Origin of the sequence: Shewanella metallivivens, from assembly GCF_028750675.1 — a bacterium.
GTDB lineage: Bacteria > Pseudomonadota > Gammaproteobacteria > Enterobacterales > Shewanellaceae > Shewanella > Shewanella metallivivens.
Genome location: NZ_JAQQPZ010000013.1, coordinates 1,108,388 through 1,125,336 on the forward strand (window position 1 = coordinate 1,108,388; position 16,949 = coordinate 1,125,336).

A 16,949-nucleotide genomic window follows, 5' to 3' on the forward strand; every position below is an offset into this window, starting at 1 on the left:
GTAATCAATAAACTTCAAATGGCTCACTGGTTTTTAGTGGGCCATTTTTTTATCTTGAAGTTAGGTTACACTGACATTCTAATGTAGATGGGTATTAGCGAAGGGATTATGATGAGAAAAAGCCTGTTGTTATTACTGGGAGTATTATGTGTTATCCAGTCTTTGAGTGCGGTTGCTGATAAGGTTGTACTGGCTGAGTTATGCCCGTTATTGGTGGGTGAATGGCAAGGATCGGCAGCTAATCCTTCATTAAACCCAATGGCCGTGACGACCTCGGTGATGTGCTCGGCCGATCAACGTAATTTATACATTAGTGTGAGCCGTGGTAGCCGTTTTTCACACAGTGAAACATGGTGGTTTAGGCAACAACAAGAAAAGGTATTATTGGTGTATGGTAATGGCGTGACTGACGATGTGAGACAGTCTTTAACCTTGTATCGGCATACGGGCAGCTTTTCTTTTTTGGGTAAAGGAGAGATTAATCAGCGCCCTGCATTAGTGCAATTGCAATTTGATCCTTTGACTGCAAGTGTTAATCAACCCCAAGGAGGGTGGTTATGGCAGCAAAGCGCGCATTATCTAGATGATGACAGCGAGCAGTATCAAGTGGTTAGGGCGCTAAGTTTGTATAAGCCTGAGTAATACGCTATGCCATGAACATGTAAACTGCAAACCCTGCCCAGCTCAATAGCAATAATCCGAGTAAACTCCAGGCCGCTGTGGTCATCTGGGAGTTTGGTTCACCCTGATACATGTCTGTATCATCAATTTGATGATTGTTACTTTTAACCTTTAACTGCTGCTTACGGGCTTTATCACGGTCGCGCGATTTGGCTTTTTCACGTTTTTTATATTCTGCGATACCTTTTTCAATGCCGGCAGCGATGAGCTTAGTTTGCTCTTTGGTTTGCCCCGGCTTTTGAGTGGCTTTTGCCATTGCAAGGGCATTATTTGGGGTTTCTGGCGACGGTGTTTTTTTCATTATTCCGCGCCTACAAAACCTAATTGGCGCCAAGCTTCATAGCTGATAATCGCGACTGAATTAGATAAGTTTAAGCTTCGGCTATTGGCTGTCATTGGAATGCGCAAACGCTGTTCTAATGGGGTGGCATTAATGATGTCCATTGGGAGTCCGCGGGTTTCTGGCCCGAAAAGCATAATGTCTTCATCTTGAAAGGCGATTTGGGTATGTGGACGACTGCCTTTTGTTGTGCATGCCATAATGCGTTTTCCCGGCATTGCAGCTAAAAAACTCGCATAGTCTTTATGGCGCGTCACTCGAGTTAAATCTGCGTAGTCTAATCCGGCGCGACGTAATTTTTTCTCTTCTAAATCAAACCCTAACGGCTCAATTAAATGCAGATGAGCACCGTTGTTGGCACATAAACGGATAATGTTTCCGGTGTTTGGGGCGATTTCGGGTTCGTAGAGTGCGATATGAAACATAGTAACCTTATTCAGCACCTGGAGTGCGAGGCATAAAAACGGGAACAAAGTATACCTCAGCAACGCGTGAGCGTCATCAACCACCCATCCGCTAAAGTTAAAAGCTGTGAATTGAATATTGTTGTTGCCTAAGGTGAGATTCAATCGCCGCAGCGCTAGTACATTGAGTATTTAGCCACACTGCGATGGGGAACTGATAAAACACCATCGCGGAGTCTTGCAATAAGATGGCCGGGAAGTTGAGTGTTTGGCTGGCAGCATTAATGGCCTCTTGGTCGCTGTAGATGTAATCAACCTGTTGAGCTAACAACAATGAGACCCCTTGTTCAATGGTATCGACCAGTTTTAAGGTGGCACCGGAGCCAGTAAATGATCGTATTTTTCTGTCATCAACTGCAATGGGTAAATGGGCGATGACTTTATCGGCTAGCTCATTTCCAATAAACACTTGAGGTTCTGCTAGGCGAAACAATGTAAGTGGAATGGTTGTGTCATCTAAAATAATTTGTAAATGTTGTTTGGTTGGTTTTTGAGGTGGCAAAAAGCTTAAGCACCATTCATTGTTGGCTAAATGGTTTTGCCCCGCACGGCTGTTAATAAAGCTGACCTGTGGGATTAACGCGCTATAGGCAAATGCGCGCCGCAGTAAGACTACGGCCTCACCTTGGTCTGCGCTATGTTGCGTTAAATAAGGAGGATATTCAAAAGCAATAACGTCGATATCTTGTGCTGGGCTAGCAAAGATACTACAGCATAATAAACCAATGATTATTCGATACATATGGATATCGTTAATGTGATGATAATGTTAAGCATAGCATCACTTTGCGACGGTATTAAAACTAATTTGAGTTAATTGGTTGGCAAATCAATTGTCACCATGAGTCCATGTGGTAAACGATTTTTGGCCACAATTTTACCATTGTGAGCATAAATAGCTGCTTGGGTAATGGCTAAGCCTAATCCCCAACCTCCAGACTCACGATCTCTTGAGCTGTCTGGGCGGTAAAATGGGGTGAAAATAGCTTCGAGTTCGGCTTCAGGTAAACCCGGACCGTCATCGGTGACCATAATGGTGATGTGATTTTTAGACTGTGTACTTTCTATTGAGACCGTTTTTTCGGCATAACGAATGGCATTACGCAGTAAGTTCTCAATTGCACGTGATAAGGTTTTAGGTAAATGCTCAAAGCTTATCGATTCATCAATATTGATGTGCAGTTGTTTACCTTGTTGCTCAGCTTCAAATTCGGCGTCATCAAGAACTTGGCTTAAGGTTTCGTTTAGCTCTGCTGTGAGTCGTTTTTCTGAGGCGTTGAGCCTCACTCGTGATAATGTTAATAACTCGCTTATTAATGCTTCTTGCTGCAATGCTTCGTACTCAATACGGTCGAGTTCTGTACTGTGTTGGCCTTTTTTACGGGCTAACGCCAGTGACAATTGCAGGCGAGTTAATGGGGTACGCAGTTCATGGGATATATCGCCCATTAAGCGTTGCTGGTTATTCACCATCGTCTCAATGGCATCAGCCATGCCATTAAAGGCGATTGCGAGTTGGCCCATTTCATCGCGACGACTGGCGGTTGCGGCGTCGACACGATTGGCTAAGTCACCTTTAGCAAGCGCATTGGCGCTGAGTCTAAGAGAGCGTAACGGTTTACTTAAATACCATGCGAGTAAACCACATAATAATCCTGATAACAAAATGGCAAACCCTGCGGTGAGTAATTTGTTATCAGTAAAAAAGAAGAACCATGGACGAGGGTGATTATCTGGGAAGCGACCAAACAGGTTGTAGCTTTTGCCCTCAACGTCAAACTGATAAGGCCCAAATATCAGCTCGTTTCTAAATTGATGGCTGATAGGATGATTGGCTTCTTCGGCCATTAATTGAAAGCGTCTAAACACCCGTGATACGCGCTTGGTATTGATGACTTGGCCGGCGTCATTGGTAATATATATGCGTAATGGACCTAAGTTTGGATCGCGACCACGGTTTGAGCGTTGAAGCAGGTTGCCGGTAAGTAATTCAGGTTGTTGCTGAATATGCTCAGCCATTTTTTTCAGGATCCGTTCTTGACTGGGAGGTAAAGGGGATCGATCTTGATTAAGTTGCAGTAAAGGCAACAAAGAAACCAAGGCAATAATCAACGAACTGCAAAGCCAAAAGCCCAGCAGTAATTTAAAAAACAGTCGATTGAACGGATTAACCTTCAGCATTATGGGATCCAGATATAACCTTTTCCGCGAAGTGTTTTCACTCTAGGACGACCATCTTGGCGTTCAGGAAGTTTTTTACGCAAATTAGATAAATGCATGTCTAGGCTGCGGTCAAACGGCATTAGTTTTTTGCCTAATACATTTTCACTTAATGATTCTTTGGTGACCAGCTCGCCGCTTTTTTCAATTAAATGAAATAGCAATAAAAACTCGGTGCCGGTCAAGATAATCAATTGTTCATTGCAATAGGTTTCTTGGCGAGTCGGGTCAAGGCGGAGGTCGCCAAATTGTAGCATGTCGTTTGACTGAGTGTCTTGCTGCGTGGTTTGTGCCCGACGCAAAATAGCACGAATACGCGCCACTAACTCACGGTCGTTAAACGGTTTGGGCAAGTAGTCATCAGCACCAATTTCTAACCCGACAACACGATCAATTTCGTCACCGCGAGCGGTTAACATTAATACCGGTGTTTGCTTACGTTGACGCAGTGCACGCAATACTTCGAAACCATTTAATTTGGGTAGCATTACGTCGAGTAGAATTAAATCGAAGTCTTGTTGTTGTGCGAGTGATAACCCTTGTTCACCATCGTAGGCCTGGGTTAATGCAAAACCTTCGAGCTCAAGCAATTGGCTGAGCAGATCGGATAAACCAATATCATCGTCTATCAATAAAATGCGATTCATAACTTTCCTCTAGCACAAAATAAAATCGGTAGGTTAACTTAACATACCGATTTTTAATCAATTAAAGATTATCTCATAGTTGAGGCAAATTATATTAACATTGCATAGTTTTACATTTTAGCGTCAGGTTGCTTTTTTTACGTAGCGAGTGACTTTGACTACGATAAATGTCAATAAGATTGCCCCTAAAATCAATCCTACCGAGAACACGGCATTTTGTAATGCAGCAGGGTTCAGTACTAACATTCCCCCTAAGCCAAGCATCATTATGCCAGACATAAGTTTAAGTACTTCGCCTTCTTTTTCGGTGAGTTTACGTTTACCTAATGTCATCGAGAACACAATAACAATAGCCGCTAAAGGAATGACATACACGATATTGTAGGCTATCAAATACATATAGCGTTGCATGGTATCAACGTCTGACAATGACAACACTGAGGTGTAAATCATTGGAAATCCAGCGGTGCACAGTAATTCGTAGGCATTGGCTAAAATGGCCAAAATCGTTGAGCCTAAAATCATGGTCGGCAATGAGCTGGCTTTAGAGAGTTTGCCCATGCGTTTAATTAACGAGCCACGATTTTCAACCGACATCGATAAACTCACATCGCCACGACCATAGAAGTAGTCTTTAATATTGACCACTGCAGCAACCAGTGCCAACACGCCCGCGCAGGTAATAATGATGCCACCATCGCCACCGCCTAACAGCTGGAATAAGTTGAGCCATGCACTCATAAAGATGAAGTAGATAAAACCAGAGAAGAACACGAAAATGCCACCTACTAACAGCATGCGTTTACGGCTACCTGCATTAACCATAATGCTCAGTAAAAACAGCAACACGAAAAAGGCGCAGGGATTAAAGGCGTCAACACCGGCCAAAACTAAGGTAAGTACAGGTAATGACATTTGTTCAGGATGAACCGCGCCAATTAAGGGAATATCAACAGGTTGAACTTGAGGTTTTTGCTCGATTTGGCTCGCGCTGTCAAATGACATGCCGCAACTGCCTTGTGCACTTGGGTCGTCACTGGTGTCTGCACAGGTTTCAAATAAAGGAGCATCATTGCTTGGTGCCGCCACAAGAAAGTCATCGAGTGTATTGCCAATCTCAACTTGACCGCCTTGGCGTTGGTAGCAATCAATGAGTCGCTCTAAAATATAGCGTCCAGTGACATCATGGCTGTTGTAACCCACTACAGCTTCACCGCAAATGGCAAAGTAAGGCACTGATTTGGGTTCTACCCCAGTGTGTTGACCCATTTGCATGAGTTTATCAACATTGCCGGGTTCACTTATTGCGTAATCATGCAAGTCAATCCATTCAAAGCGTTCACCTAATGCATCAATAAAGGGGTGGGCTTCACGGCAATGTGGACAGGTTTTAGACCAAAAGAAATGCAGCTTTACTGCGGGTTGCCCATCTTGCTGTTGGGTGTACCATAATGCGCTGTCAGTCGTTGGGGGCGTGTTTGCTATTGCGCTTGGCGTGAGTATCAATACACATAGAAGTAACAGTAATTGGCCAATCAATCGGTTCATAATCAATTCCATTAAAACGCTAGTAATCTGATTTTATGCCTATTTATAGTTAGTGTAAGGAGCAAGTCCTTATTACGTTAACTAGCTCGCATTACCATCATTTTTATCTGTGAATATGCTAACTTGGTCATGCATTTTTTAACCTGACATGGTATGGCGTGTGGATTTACATAGTTTTACTCATAAGTCACCCTACTTGACATTGCATTGGTTAAACTGAGTATCAAATCTGCAAAGGCAGAAGCCAAACACCACACTCATTTATACCGAGGAACTTAACAATGAAAACATCTTCAATCTTTAAAACAAGTTTAGTTGCCTTAGTGGCGAGCTCAGCATTATTAGCCGGTCAGTTATACGCCGTTGACGACACCGACACCACAGCTAAAACTGAACAAATGGACAAAAAAGGTGACAGACAGCAGCGCCCTAGAGATGGCATGCATAAAATGCTGCGTCAATTGGATCTCACCGATGCTCAAAAAGAGCAAGTGAAAGTGATTGCTGAAAAGTACAAAGCCGATCGCCCTGAGCGTCCAACCAAAGAACAACGTGCAGCACACCGTGCAGAAATGTTAGCTCTAGTGACTAGCGCCTCTTTTGATGAAGCCAAAGCAACTGAAATGGCTGAAGCGCAACACCAAAAGAGATTGCAAGGTATGTTGTCGCAGCTAAAAATGCAAAACGAAATTTACCAAATTTTAACGCCTGAACAGCAGCAAGTTTTCCAAGAAGAGTTTGCTAAAGGTAAAGGCAAGGGTCATAAATCTCGTCGTTAATCTTTAACCTTGTGCTAAATCAAAGCCGTTGCCTTGTGCAGCGGCTTTTTTGTTTATTCAAGTTTGCTAATGGTCACACTTTGATTAAAGGTATCGATGTTGTCAGTAAACTTTGTCCTCATCTTGTCACTAACTTGCTATAGTAATGGTCGATAAATACAGCCAATAGAGTCGATAACATTCTTATGTCCACATCTTCTGATTATGACTTTTGGGTCAAGCTCGCGAGTCGCGCATCGGTAGCAACCGCATTATGCCTTATAGTGATCAAATTATTAGCTTGGCTGTATTCTGGCTCAGCCAGTATGTTGGGGTCGTTAACCGACTCATTTGCTGATGCTTTAGCTTCCATTGTTAACTTTATTGCCATTCGTTATGCCATTGTCCCAGCAGATAAAGATCATCGTTATGGTCATGGCAAAGCTGAACCGTTAGCCTCTTTGGCGCAAGCTGCATTTATTTTAGGTTCAGCATCATTGTTGCTGCTTTATGGGGGCGAAAAACTGATCAATCCTGTGCCTATCGTGAATACAGGCGTGGGTATTGTGGTGTCAATTATTGCCATTGTGATGACGTTAGCACTCGTGCTTGTGCAACAACGTGCATTAGAAAACACCAACAGCACTGTGGTTGAGGCTGACTCATTACATTATAAATCTGACTTGCTACTTAATGGGGCCGTGTTATTAGCCCTCGTATTAGCCATGTACGGTTGGTGGTGGGCTGATGGTTTGTTTGCGGTGTTAATTGCGCTGTTTATTGGCCATCAAGCGGTAGATTTAGCTTATCGGTCAGTACAAAGTTTACTCGACCGTGAGTTAGATGATGATACTCGTGAGCAAATTAAAAGGCTAGCCAAGCAAGACCCAAGGGTAAGAGGCATTCATGACTTACGCACTCGTCAGGCGGGCAAAACGACGTTTATTCAATTGCATATGGAACTGCCTGGTGATCTGTCTCTTGAAGAAGCGCACGACATTGCTGACCAGGCTGGCTTAGTCATAAAAGCGGCTTTTGATGATGCAGAGGTCATTATCCACCAAGACCCAGTATAGTCGTCTCACTATGTTGAAGCCCAGTGAGCTGAGGGTTAAACCATCACTAGTTGATTGGTAGTTTGTGCTCTGGCTAATTCGAGGGCAGAGTCTGCCCGTAAAATTAGGTTTTCAATGGTGTCGTCAGTTTGCCATTTTGATATACCAACACTGGCACTAAAGCGAATATGTTTACCGCTTTTGGGGTCAATCAGTTCGCTGTCTTCGATGCTGTGACGGATACTTTCGGCAATGCTGCGTGCGATGTTGTTACTGCCTGCTTTGATGAGGGCAATAAATTCATCGCCACTCCAGCGGCCAATCAAATCATCATCGGTGAGTTTACTTTGGCAATGTTGCGCAAAATTGATCAGTGCTTTATCACCCATCGCATGACCGTATAAATGGTTAATTTGTTTGAGTTCATCTAATCCCATCAACACACAATATAGCTGCTGTGTCTGCACTGCTTTCTCGTTGTATTTTGCTTGAGCATAATACAACATCCCTCGTCGATGTAAGATTTGGGTTAAGTCATCGAGATGAACCTGTTGTTCAAACTTTTGCTTAAGTAGATATGTTTCTGTGATATCAATGACCGTGATTTGAACCGCGGGTTGTCCTTCCCAATCGATAATGCTTTCTAATAATTTTATCCATACGGTTTTACCGCTCAGGTGGATGCATTTTATTTCAACAGGATGGGGTTTGATTTTTTGGTCAAATAAAGCGCGATACGCTTCTTGTCGATGGGTACGATATTCAACATCAATCACATCGAGTATAGAAGGGAGGGCCATAATACTTTGCTTATTGGGGTAACCTAATAAACTTGCAAAAGCTTGGTTGCAAAACAGCGGGCTAAATTTGCGATGTATCAACACACCTTGCAATGAGCTATTCACTAGCTGACGGTAGCGAAACTCACTTTGTTGAAGGTTTTTATTTAGGGCAATACTCTCAGTTAAATCAACAATGGTAATTTTTAATGCTGGTCGTCCTTGCCACTCAACAACGTGTTCAATAGAAAGCACATTCATTAATTCCCCAAGACGATTACGGTTGATATAGCTTCGAACTTGCGGCTTTTCGATACCACTCATTAGTGCATAATAAGTATGTGCGGCAATATCTTGGGCTTCAGGGTCAATTAATTCTAAGATACTTTTTAAGGCGAGAATGTCTTGTGCACTAGTGTAACCAAAAATTTTAGCGTAATTGTCATCTGCATATAAAGGAATAAAGTCTTGGTGAATAACCACACCATAATGAGTATCAAATTCCAAAATGAGTCCTTCGCTAAGCGTTAATGCAATTTTTATCGATTTTTCATTCTAGCATTGACAGTCAATTTTGCATGCACTCATATTAGAAATGTTTTATAGCATTATCCAAATGTGTACATGCTCAAAGAATACTGAATAAATGTTACAATGCATTGATTTAAAAGAGTAATGTTTTTAATCCATAGCCAACTCTTTGAGTTTACGGGTTAAGGTGTTGCGGCCCCAACCTAAACGTTTAGCGGCTTCTTGTTTATGGCCTTGAGTATGACGCAATGCGGTTTCCAGTAAAATTCGTTCAAATTCTGGTTGTACTTCGGTTAATAAATCACTATCGCCAGCGGCTAGTTTTTCATCTATCCAGTCGGTCAGTGCGGTTTGCCAATCACTTGCACCAGCTTGTTTTTGCTGACTTGTCACAGGATCTTTTAACAACTCGGGCGGTAAGTCTTGTGGCAGAATTTCTTGACCTGATGCCATCACGGTTAGCCAGCGGCAAGTGTTTTCTAATTGACGCACGTTACCTGGCCAAGGCAGGTTTGCCAGCTTAACGGCTGTTTCTTTAGTTAGGACTTTTGGTTCAACACCAATTTCTTTAGCCGCGGTAGTTAGGAAGTGACTAGCTAATTGAGCAATGTCTTCGCGGCGTTGTGATAAGGGGGGTAAGTGCACTCTAATCACGTTTAAGCGATGGAATAAATCTTCACGGAAGGTGCCTTTTTGTACTAACACTTCTAAGTTTTGGTGGGTTGCTGCAATAATCCGCACGTCAACTTGCACGGCTTGGTGACCACCGACGCGGTAAAATTGACCATCCGCTAATACTCGCAATAATCGTGTTTGTACGTCCAGTGGCATGTCGCCAATTTCATCTAAAAATAAGGTGCCACCATTGGCTTGCTCAAAACGACCTTGGCGCACATTCGCAGCCCCAGTAAAAGCGCCTTTTTCATGACCAAATAGCTCTGATTCAATTAAGTCTTTAGGGATCGCTGCCATGTTTAAAGCGATAAATGATTTATCTTTGCGTGGGCTGTGTTTATGTAGCGCGCCCGCAACCAGTTCTTTACCGGTTCCTGATTGACCGTTAATCAATACACTGATTGATGAACGAGACAGGCGGCCGATGGCTCTAAATACTTCTTGCATTGCAGGAGCTTCACCGATGATTTCTGGTGTTTTGACTTCTGCATCACTGACCTGTGGCGGTGTTTGTTCGGTTGCATGAGTGAGAGCTCGCTCAACAAGATTGATGGCTTCATCGATATCAAAGGGCTTAGGTAAGTATTCAAATGCCCCAGCCTGATAGGCGCTAACAGCACTGTCTAAATCTGAATGTGCAGTCATGATAATCACAGGGATATGCGGGTAATGCAGTTGCAAGCGATCGAGTAAGGTTAAACCATCAGTACCCGGCATACGAATATCTGACACAATAACCTGCGGCTGTGATAACTCTAGTGCTTGCCACAATGATTCGGCGGCAGCAAAACTTGCAGTAGATAATGATGCACCTTGAAGTGCTTTTTCTAATACCCATCGGATCGAGCTGTCATCATCGAGGATCCAAACTTGTTCACTTATGTTCATGTTAAAACCTCTTTCTGCCGACAAAGGCATGCTAATTATTGTAATGGCAGGGTGATAATAAATTCGGTGTGGCCAGGCGCTGATACGCAATCAATTCTGCCACCATGGAGACGGGCAATGTTATGTGCAATCGATAAGCCTAAACCAGAGCCTTCGTCGCGACCTGTCACCATAGGATAAAACAAAGTATCAACCAGCTCAGAAGGGATCCCTGGACCGTTATCGATAATTGACAACGCTAGTACCAATTTATAGCGTTGGGTGCCAATGGTGACTTGATGTTGAGTGCGGGTTCTAATCAAAATATCCCCGCCAGCAGGCTCTAATGCTTGGATAGCATTTTGTACAATATTGAGTACAGCTTGCTGCATTTGATCGGGGTCCATTTGGGTATCAGGTATTGATGGATCGTAATCTCGCTTTAACTCGATATTGCTCGGCAATGCCATTTCAACCAGCTTTAATACTTTTTGCACCACTTGATGGATATTGTGCTCTGTATGTTGAGTTGGGCGCTGTGGCCCTAAAAGTCTATCAACCAAATTACGCAGCCTATCAGCTTGTTCAATGATCAAGCTGGTAAACTCTTTTAAATCTGGAGAAGTTAACTCTCGTGAAAGTAATTGCGCTGCGCCGCGAAGCCCGCCCAAGGGGTTTTTAATTTCGTGGGCTAAATTACGCACCAAAAACTGTGCAGCCTGTTGCTGAGCATCCATATTAAGTTGCTGATGAATACGACGCTGTTGGTCAACTTGGCGTAATTCTAAAATACTTGAGTTAGTGTCAGTCTCAAGTGGCATTAACGTTATGTCGATTGTATGGTGTTGACCATCAAGGGTAATTAATGCTGCAGTGTTAACCGTTAATCCTTGGCCAGCACGAATAGCGTCTCTGAGTAACTGAGGCTCCACTCCCATTAATTGGTAAAGGTCTGGCAGGGGCAGCTCTAGCAACTTGTTATTACCTATGCCAAGCAATTGTGCTGCAGCAGCATTGGCATAGCTTGGCTTGAGCTCGGTATCGATTACCAGCACCGCGGTGACTAAGTGATTGAGAAGGTTATTTGTGTCCATTAGCCGTCCTAGTAAAGGTTGCACTAACATGGTGCACCAAGATGGTGCGCGCTGCAACCCGTTTCACACAAACAGCAATAACGGCGTAAAATGAGGAAATTATTTGTAAGTCACTGAATATGTTGACTTAGAAATTTTCTAATTAGACTTTTTTGCCGGTCCTAGTATTGATGCTTGGTGAAGAAAAATCTTTCTTGGGGAGCTAGATGCAAAGACTTTGCCGTTTTGTGAAACAGCGTTAACGACAATGGTGTGCTCGCCTCTAAAAATACCTGATAATTTAAAGATTGCTGAGGTTTGCGGACCTTCGGTCAGTACACCGTCAACTAATAACGTGAGCATGGAGCCGCGAGGGAGTTGCGGGGCGACACTGACATTAACGGTTAATTCACCATTATTATCGCGGATGGTGGCTTCTTCTTTGGGGGAGGTAATTGTGATGGCGTACTTAATTGGCGCGTCTTCTTTAATCGTCACATTGGCTTTTGGTGGCGTTTTTATACTGATTTCATTTTGAGTATTTTCATTTAAATCAACAGCTTCCGCATTAGCTTTTGGCTCATCTGAGTAATGTACTTTGCCGTTTTCATCAACCCAACGGTACACTGTAGCAAGGCTATTACTGCTTATAATCAATAAGCTTATGAGTAATATAAGACGCATGACACACTCCTTGAAAAACCAATATTTTCATAGAGTAGACGGTTTTAACTAAAAAATCAGCTTAATCTGCTGCGATTAAGCTGATTAGCATTAACGACCTTGGTACTGTCGACTGTAACTTGTGGTCGCTGCTATTTCACCCTTAGATGTAGTGACAGCAGTATTCTGAGATGATGGTGTTACGTAAGCTAAAGCTCACATTTGGTGCAAGTTCAAATTGGCTACCAGCACTGAATGTTTTCCACTCTGTTTCATCAGGTAAAAGTACTTCAAACTCGCCTGAGGTCACTTGCATTATCTCACCTTCAGCGGTTGAGAATTCATACTCTCCAGGTAACACTACACCTAGTGTTTGTCTCGTGCCATCAGCAAAGAAGACGCTTCTGCTGGTGACTTTACCATTAAAATAGACGTTGGCTTGTTTGGCCACGTTAACCTGTTTCAACATACTCATAACTGCTCCTAAATAGTATTATCTGGCTTTGAGTATTACAGACCTTCCATCGAACCACCTAGTAAAATGTTTTCATGTTATTTACCTAAAATAGATCACATTCTAATAAGGATTGGTATTACGTCCAGCTTTGGTGAAAAATGGGCACAAAAAAGCCCAGATATTATCTGGGCTTAATTTGATTCAACTACTTGTGCAGTTTAACTGAACAAATTAACCGCGGCTTGCGCGCTTACGGTCGTTTTCAGTTAAGAATCTCTTACGAACACGAATGTTCTTTGGCGTTACTTCGACTAATTCGTCATCATCGATGAACTCAAGCGCTTGCTCAAGAGACATGTTGATTGGCGGAGTCAGTACTTGCGCTTCATCTGTACCAGATGCACGCATGTTGGTTAGCTGCTTGCCTTTAAGACAGTTAACTGTCAAATCGTTTGAGCGAGCGTGAATACCAACGACTTGGCCTTCGTAGACTTCGGCCGCATGGCCAATAAACAGACGACCACGGTCTTGCAGACCAAATAGTGCGAATGTTAACGCTTTACCTGTCGCGTTTGAAATTAATACGCCGTTAGCACGTTGACCAATATCACCGCCTTTATGTGGTGCATAGTGATCGAACGAATGGTAAATCAAACCAGTACCAGAAGTTGCAGTTAAGAACTCAGTTTGGAAACCAATTAAACCACGGCTTGGGATGATGAAGTCGATACGAACTCGACCTTTACCGTCAAGCTGCATGTCTTTCATTTCAGCTTTACGAGTACCTAATCTTTCGATCACAGTACCTTGGTGTTCTTCTTCAACGTCAACCGTCACTGTTTCGAATGGCTCACATAGCTCACCATCGATAGTCTTAAGAATAACTTCTGGGCGTGATACCGCTAACTCGTAGCCTTCACGACGCATGTTTTCAATTAAGATTGATAAGTGTAATTCACCACGGCCAGAGACACGGAAACGGTCAGGGCTATCAGTTTCTTCAACACGTAATGCAACGTTGTGCACTAATTCCTGTTGTAAACGCTCAAGGATGTTACGTGAAGTGACGTATTTACCTTCTTTACCCGCAAATGGTGAGGTGTTTACTTGGAAAGTCATGGTCAGTGTTGGTTCATCAACAGACAATGGTGGTAATGCTTCAACTTCATTAACGGCACAAACAGTGTCAGAAATCTTAAGTTCACCAAGGCCGGTAATCGCAACGATGTCACCCGCGTTAGCGATTTCAACTTCAGTACGTTCTAAGCCCATGTAACCTAATACTTGGCCCATTTTACCATTACGCTTTTTACCGTCAGCACCGATTACAGTGACTTGTTGGCCAGTTTTAACGCTACCACGTTTGATACGACCTACACCGATTACACCCACATAAGAGTTATAATCTAACTGTGAAATTTGCATTTGGAATGCGCCTTCCGCATCAGCGTCAGGGAAAGAAACTTTCTCTACGATGGTTTGGAATAGGGGGGTCATGTCTTCGCTCGTTTCTTCTGGGTCTAAAGTGGCGAAACCATTTAATGCAGAAGCGTAAACAATAGGGAAATCTAACTGTTCGTCAGTTGCACCTAAGTTATCGAATAGGTCGAATACTTGGTCGATAACCCAATCAGGACGTGCGCCTGGACGGTCAATTTTGTTGATAACAACAATAGGCTTTAGGCCTTGAGCAAATGCTTTTTTGGTTACGAAGCGAGTTTGTGGCATCGGTCCATCAACTGCGTCAACCAAGAGTAAAACTGAATCTACCATAGATAGAACACGCTCTACTTCACCACCGAAATCGGCGTGACCTGGGGTGTCAACGATGTTAATACGGTAGTCATTCCACTTGATGGCAGTGTTCTTTGCCAGAATGGTGATCCCACGTTCTTTTTCAAGATCGTTAGAATCCATAACCCGCTCAGTAGCTTCTCCACGAGATGCAAGGGTTCCTGACTGCGCCAACAATTTGTCTACCAAGGTTGTTTTACCATGGTCAACGTGGGCAATAATGGCGATGTTACGTAAATTCTCTAGCACGGATAAACCTCTAAACCATCAATAAAAAAAGGGGGCTTTATAACGACTGTATAATTATAGACGTCATAAAAAAGCGTGCCATTCTACTTCAGAGCGGCTTTTGTAGATAGGATTATTTTTGAACACATGGCATTTTTTGTGTACTTGTGGCCAAAAAACACCTGAAAACGTTTATTTAAATAGAATGTACTGTGCTTTTTTGCACTTTTGGCTGCAGATAAATGTATTCCATATAGGTGGTAACATTCATTTTTATTACACAACTGCTTTTCAGTGTAACAAGCTAGTCATGCAGAAATGTGACACTAACAAAAACTTTATTCATTTGCTTGCGCACCACAATGGACTTTTGCACCACATTGAAACATAGTGGTGCACTGCGCTGGTGCAAAATGGCATTCTGTGCAGACTGTATTATTTTCAAAATTAGCAAAATCAAAAGGTTAACTAGTTGGCATGATTATCGCTATATTGCAGACAATCGAATAAATGCTAATTTGTTTTCCAGATGGATTGTCTGGCGAATAACCAAATTATTTTTAAGGGATAACCCTTTACCCTACCGGAGGCTTGAGAATGTCAGTTGAATCAGTTTTAAAGCAACTTGAAGAGTTAGAAGTTAAGTTTGTTGACTTACGCTTTACCGATACTAAAGGTAAAGAGCAGCACGTTTCTATCCCATCTCACCAAGTAGATGAAGATTTTTTTGAAGATGGCAAAATGTTTGACGGTTCTTCAATTACAGGCTGGAAAGGCATTAATGAATCAGACATGGTGCTTATGCCTGATCCAACCACGTTTGTATTAGACCCTTTCACCGAAGAAACGACGGCACTTATTCGTTGTGACATTTTAGAACCTGGCACAATGACAGGTTATGACCGTGACCCACGTTCAATCGCTAAAAAAGCAGAAGAATATTTAAAGTCTACAGGCATTGCTGACACAGTATTAATTGGTCCAGAGCCAGAATTCTTCATTTTTGATGACGTCCGTTTTGGTACTGACATGTCAGGCACTTTCGTTAAAATTGATGCGAAAGAAGCTGCATGGAACTCTAGCAAGAGCTACGAAGATGGCAATACTGGTCACCGTCCAATGGTGAAAGGTGGTTACTTCCCAGTTGCACCTGTTGACTCATCACAAGACTTACGTTCAGCAATGTGCTTAGTGCTAGAAGAAATGGGTCAAGTTGTTGAAGCGCATCACCACGAAGTGGCGACTGCGGGTCAGAACGAAATCGCAACCCGCTTTAATACGTTGACTAAGAAAGCGGACGAAATCCAAATCCTTAAGTATGTTGTGCACAACATGGCACATGCATATGGTAAAACAGCGACATTTATGCCAAAACCAATCGTTGGCGACAACGGTAGCGGTATGCACGTTCACCAGTCTTTAGCAAAAGACGGTGTTAACTTGTTCGCGGGTGACAAGTACGCTGGTTTAAGTGAAACAGCGCTTTACTACATTGGTGGTATTATCAAGCACGCTCGTGCATTGAACGCATTCACTAACCCAAGCACTAACTCTTACAAGCGTTTAGTCCCTCACTTTGAAGCACCTGTTATGCTAGCTTACTCAGCACGTAACCGTAGTGCGTCAATTCGTATCCCTGTGGTACCAAGCCCTAAAGGTCGTCGTATTGAAACGCGTTTCCCTGATCCACATGCAAACCCATATTTAGGTTTTGCTGCATTGTTAATGGCTGGTCTTGACGGTATTCAAAACAAGATCCACCCAGGCGAAGCAATGGATAAAGACTTGTATGACTTACCTGCTGAAGAAGCGGCTGAGATCCCACAAGTTGCGACTTCACTAGAAAACGCACTTGAAAACTTACAAGCTGACCATGACTTCCTATTAAAAGGTGATGTATTCAGCAAAGACTTTATCGAATCTTACATCGCACTTAAATCGGCTGAAGCTGAGCGTGTATCACGCACCACTCACCCATTAGAGTTCGAAATGTACTACAGCTTATAATAAACAGGCCTATTTAGGCCGTTTAGTAGGTCAAAAGCATTAACCCCGATAAGCCATTATCGGGGTTTTTTGTTAGGCAAAAGTTGTATGCTTGTTGCAAGTGTAACCAAATATGTCTAATGTATCGCCTTTGTCTTTTTCTGCACGGCAATACCGTATTTG

General features: G+C 42.9%; 16 protein-coding genes. 4 read left to right on the top strand and 12 right to left on the bottom strand.

Features of this window, described 5'->3' with window-relative positions:
* Positions 1-108 precede the first annotated feature (108 nt).
* Positions 109-642: a hypothetical protein gene (locus PQR79_RS17655; RefSeq protein WP_238104650.1), complete on the top strand. Its 534-nt coding sequence runs from the start codon at positions 109-111 to the stop codon at positions 640-642.
* A 4-nt stretch (positions 643-646) separates the two neighbouring features.
* Here PQR79_RS17655 and PQR79_RS17660 read toward each other — a convergent pair whose 3' ends face one another.
* The 6 genes from PQR79_RS17660 to PQR79_RS17685 form a co-directional block, all read right to left on the bottom strand.
* Positions 647-982, bottom strand: coding sequence for a DUF2956 domain-containing protein (locus PQR79_RS17660; RefSeq protein WP_238104648.1), 336 nt, complete (start codon positions 980-982; stop codon positions 647-649).
* Positions 982-1,446, bottom strand: coding sequence for a tRNA (uridine(34)/cytosine(34)/5-carboxymethylaminomethyluridine(34)-2'-O)-methyltransferase TrmL (gene trmL / locus PQR79_RS17665; RefSeq protein WP_238104863.1), 465 nt, complete (start codon positions 1,444-1,446; stop codon positions 982-984). Before trmL ends, PQR79_RS17660 begins: the two co-directional genes overlap by 1 nt.
* Positions 1,447-1,543: 97 nt before the next feature.
* Positions 1,544-2,227 (bottom strand): hypothetical protein, encoded by a 684-nt coding sequence (locus PQR79_RS17670; RefSeq protein ID WP_238104646.1) that lies wholly within the window; start codon positions 2,225-2,227, stop codon positions 1,544-1,546.
* A 71-nt stretch (positions 2,228-2,298) separates the two neighbouring features.
* Positions 2,299-3,666 (bottom strand): ATP-binding protein, encoded by a 1,368-nt coding sequence (locus tag PQR79_RS17675; protein WP_238104644.1) that lies wholly within the window; start codon positions 3,664-3,666, stop codon positions 2,299-2,301.
* The gene (locus tag PQR79_RS17680) at positions 3,666-4,352 is read right to left on the bottom strand and encodes a response regulator (protein WP_188917580.1); all 687 of its coding nucleotides are present in this window, start codon (positions 4,350-4,352) and stop codon (positions 3,666-3,668) included. The genes PQR79_RS17675 and PQR79_RS17680 overlap by 1 nt, the downstream gene beginning before the upstream one ends.
* A 123-nt stretch (positions 4,353-4,475) precedes the next feature.
* The gene (locus PQR79_RS17685; protein WP_238104642.1) at positions 4,476-5,900 is read right to left on the bottom strand and encodes a thioredoxin family protein; all 1,425 of its coding nucleotides are present in this window, start codon (positions 5,898-5,900) and stop codon (positions 4,476-4,478) included.
* Positions 5,901-6,181: 281 nt separating this feature from the next.
* Here PQR79_RS17685 and PQR79_RS17690 point away from each other — a divergent pair, with 281 nt between their 5' ends.
* Entirely contained in the window at positions 6,182-6,679 is a 498-nt protein-coding gene (locus PQR79_RS17690; RefSeq protein ID WP_238104641.1) for a Spy/CpxP family protein refolding chaperone, read from the top strand.
* 185 nt (positions 6,680-6,864) lie between these two features.
* Positions 6,865-7,734 (top strand): cation efflux pump FieF, encoded by an 870-nt coding sequence (gene fieF / locus PQR79_RS17695; RefSeq protein ID WP_238104639.1) that lies wholly within the window; start codon positions 6,865-6,867, stop codon positions 7,732-7,734.
* Positions 7,735-7,769: 35 nt separating this feature from the next.
* Here fieF and PQR79_RS17700 read toward each other — a convergent pair whose 3' ends face one another.
* The 6 genes from PQR79_RS17700 to typA form a co-directional block, all read right to left on the bottom strand.
* Positions 7,770-8,999, bottom strand: a complete 1,230-nt coding sequence (locus tag PQR79_RS17700) for a sensor domain-containing diguanylate cyclase (RefSeq protein WP_238104637.1) — start codon at positions 8,997-8,999, stop codon at positions 7,770-7,772.
* A 174-nt stretch (positions 9,000-9,173) separates the two neighbouring features.
* Positions 9,174-10,586, bottom strand: coding sequence for a nitrogen regulation protein NR(I) (gene glnG / locus PQR79_RS17705; RefSeq protein WP_238104635.1), 1,413 nt, complete (start codon positions 10,584-10,586; stop codon positions 9,174-9,176).
* 35 nt (positions 10,587-10,621) lie between these two features.
* Positions 10,622-11,659, bottom strand: coding sequence for a nitrogen regulation protein NR(II) (gene glnL / locus PQR79_RS17710; protein ID WP_238104633.1), 1,038 nt, complete (start codon positions 11,657-11,659; stop codon positions 10,622-10,624).
* Between the two features lie 138 nt (positions 11,660-11,797).
* Complete coding sequence (locus PQR79_RS17715) at positions 11,798-12,322, bottom strand: DUF4124 domain-containing protein (protein WP_238104631.1); 525 nt, start codon at positions 12,320-12,322, stop codon at positions 11,798-11,800.
* Positions 12,323-12,464: 142 nt separating this feature from the next.
* On the bottom strand, positions 12,465-12,776 hold the full coding sequence (gene ppnP, locus PQR79_RS17720) for a pyrimidine/purine nucleoside phosphorylase (RefSeq protein WP_238104629.1): 312 nt from the start codon (positions 12,774-12,776) through the stop codon (positions 12,465-12,467).
* Positions 12,777-12,989: 213 nt separating this feature from the next.
* Positions 12,990-14,801, bottom strand: a complete 1,812-nt coding sequence (gene typA, locus PQR79_RS17725) for a translational GTPase TypA (RefSeq protein WP_238104627.1) — start codon at positions 14,799-14,801, stop codon at positions 12,990-12,992.
* A 576-nt stretch (positions 14,802-15,377) separates the two neighbouring features.
* Here typA and glnA point away from each other — a divergent pair.
* Positions 15,378-16,787: a glutamate--ammonia ligase gene (glnA, locus tag PQR79_RS17730; RefSeq protein ID WP_238104625.1), complete on the top strand. Its 1,410-nt coding sequence runs from the start codon at positions 15,378-15,380 to the stop codon at positions 16,785-16,787.
* The last annotated feature ends 162 nt before the right edge of the window (positions 16,788-16,949 follow it).

Coding starts and splice junctions, on each gene's coding strand:
- PQR79_RS17655 (WP_238104650.1), top strand. CDS start 109: ATGATGAGAAAAAGCCTGTTGTTATTACTGGGAGTATTATGTGTTATC.
- PQR79_RS17660 (WP_238104648.1), bottom strand. CDS start 982: ATGAAAAAAACACCGTCGCCAGAAACCCCAAATAATGCCCTTGCAATG.
- trmL (WP_238104863.1), bottom strand. CDS start 1,446: ATGTTTCATATCGCACTCTACGAACCCGAAATCGCCCCAAACACCGGA.
- PQR79_RS17670 (WP_238104646.1), bottom strand. CDS start 2,227: ATGTATCGAATAATCATTGGTTTATTATGCTGTAGTATCTTTGCTAGC.
- PQR79_RS17675 (WP_238104644.1), bottom strand. CDS start 3,666: ATGCTGAAGGTTAATCCGTTCAATCGACTGTTTTTTAAATTACTGCTG.
- PQR79_RS17680 (WP_188917580.1), bottom strand. CDS start 4,352: ATGAATCGCATTTTATTGATAGACGATGATATTGGTTTATCCGATCTG.
- PQR79_RS17685 (WP_238104642.1), bottom strand. CDS start 5,900: ATGAACCGATTGATTGGCCAATTACTGTTACTTCTATGTGTATTGATA.
- PQR79_RS17690 (WP_238104641.1), top strand. CDS start 6,182: ATGAAAACATCTTCAATCTTTAAAACAAGTTTAGTTGCCTTAGTGGCG.
- fieF (WP_238104639.1), top strand. CDS start 6,865: ATGTCCACATCTTCTGATTATGACTTTTGGGTCAAGCTCGCGAGTCGC.
- glnG (WP_238104635.1), bottom strand. CDS start 10,586: ATGAACATAAGTGAACAAGTTTGGATCCTCGATGATGACAGCTCGATC.
- glnL (WP_238104633.1), bottom strand. CDS start 11,659: ATGGACACAAATAACCTTCTCAATCACTTAGTCACCGCGGTGCTGGTA.
- PQR79_RS17715 (WP_238104631.1), bottom strand. CDS start 12,322: ATGCGTCTTATATTACTCATAAGCTTATTGATTATAAGCAGTAATAGC.
- ppnP (WP_238104629.1), bottom strand. CDS start 12,776: ATGAGTATGTTGAAACAGGTTAACGTGGCCAAACAAGCCAACGTCTAT.
- glnA (WP_238104625.1), top strand. CDS start 15,378: ATGTCAGTTGAATCAGTTTTAAAGCAACTTGAAGAGTTAGAAGTTAAG.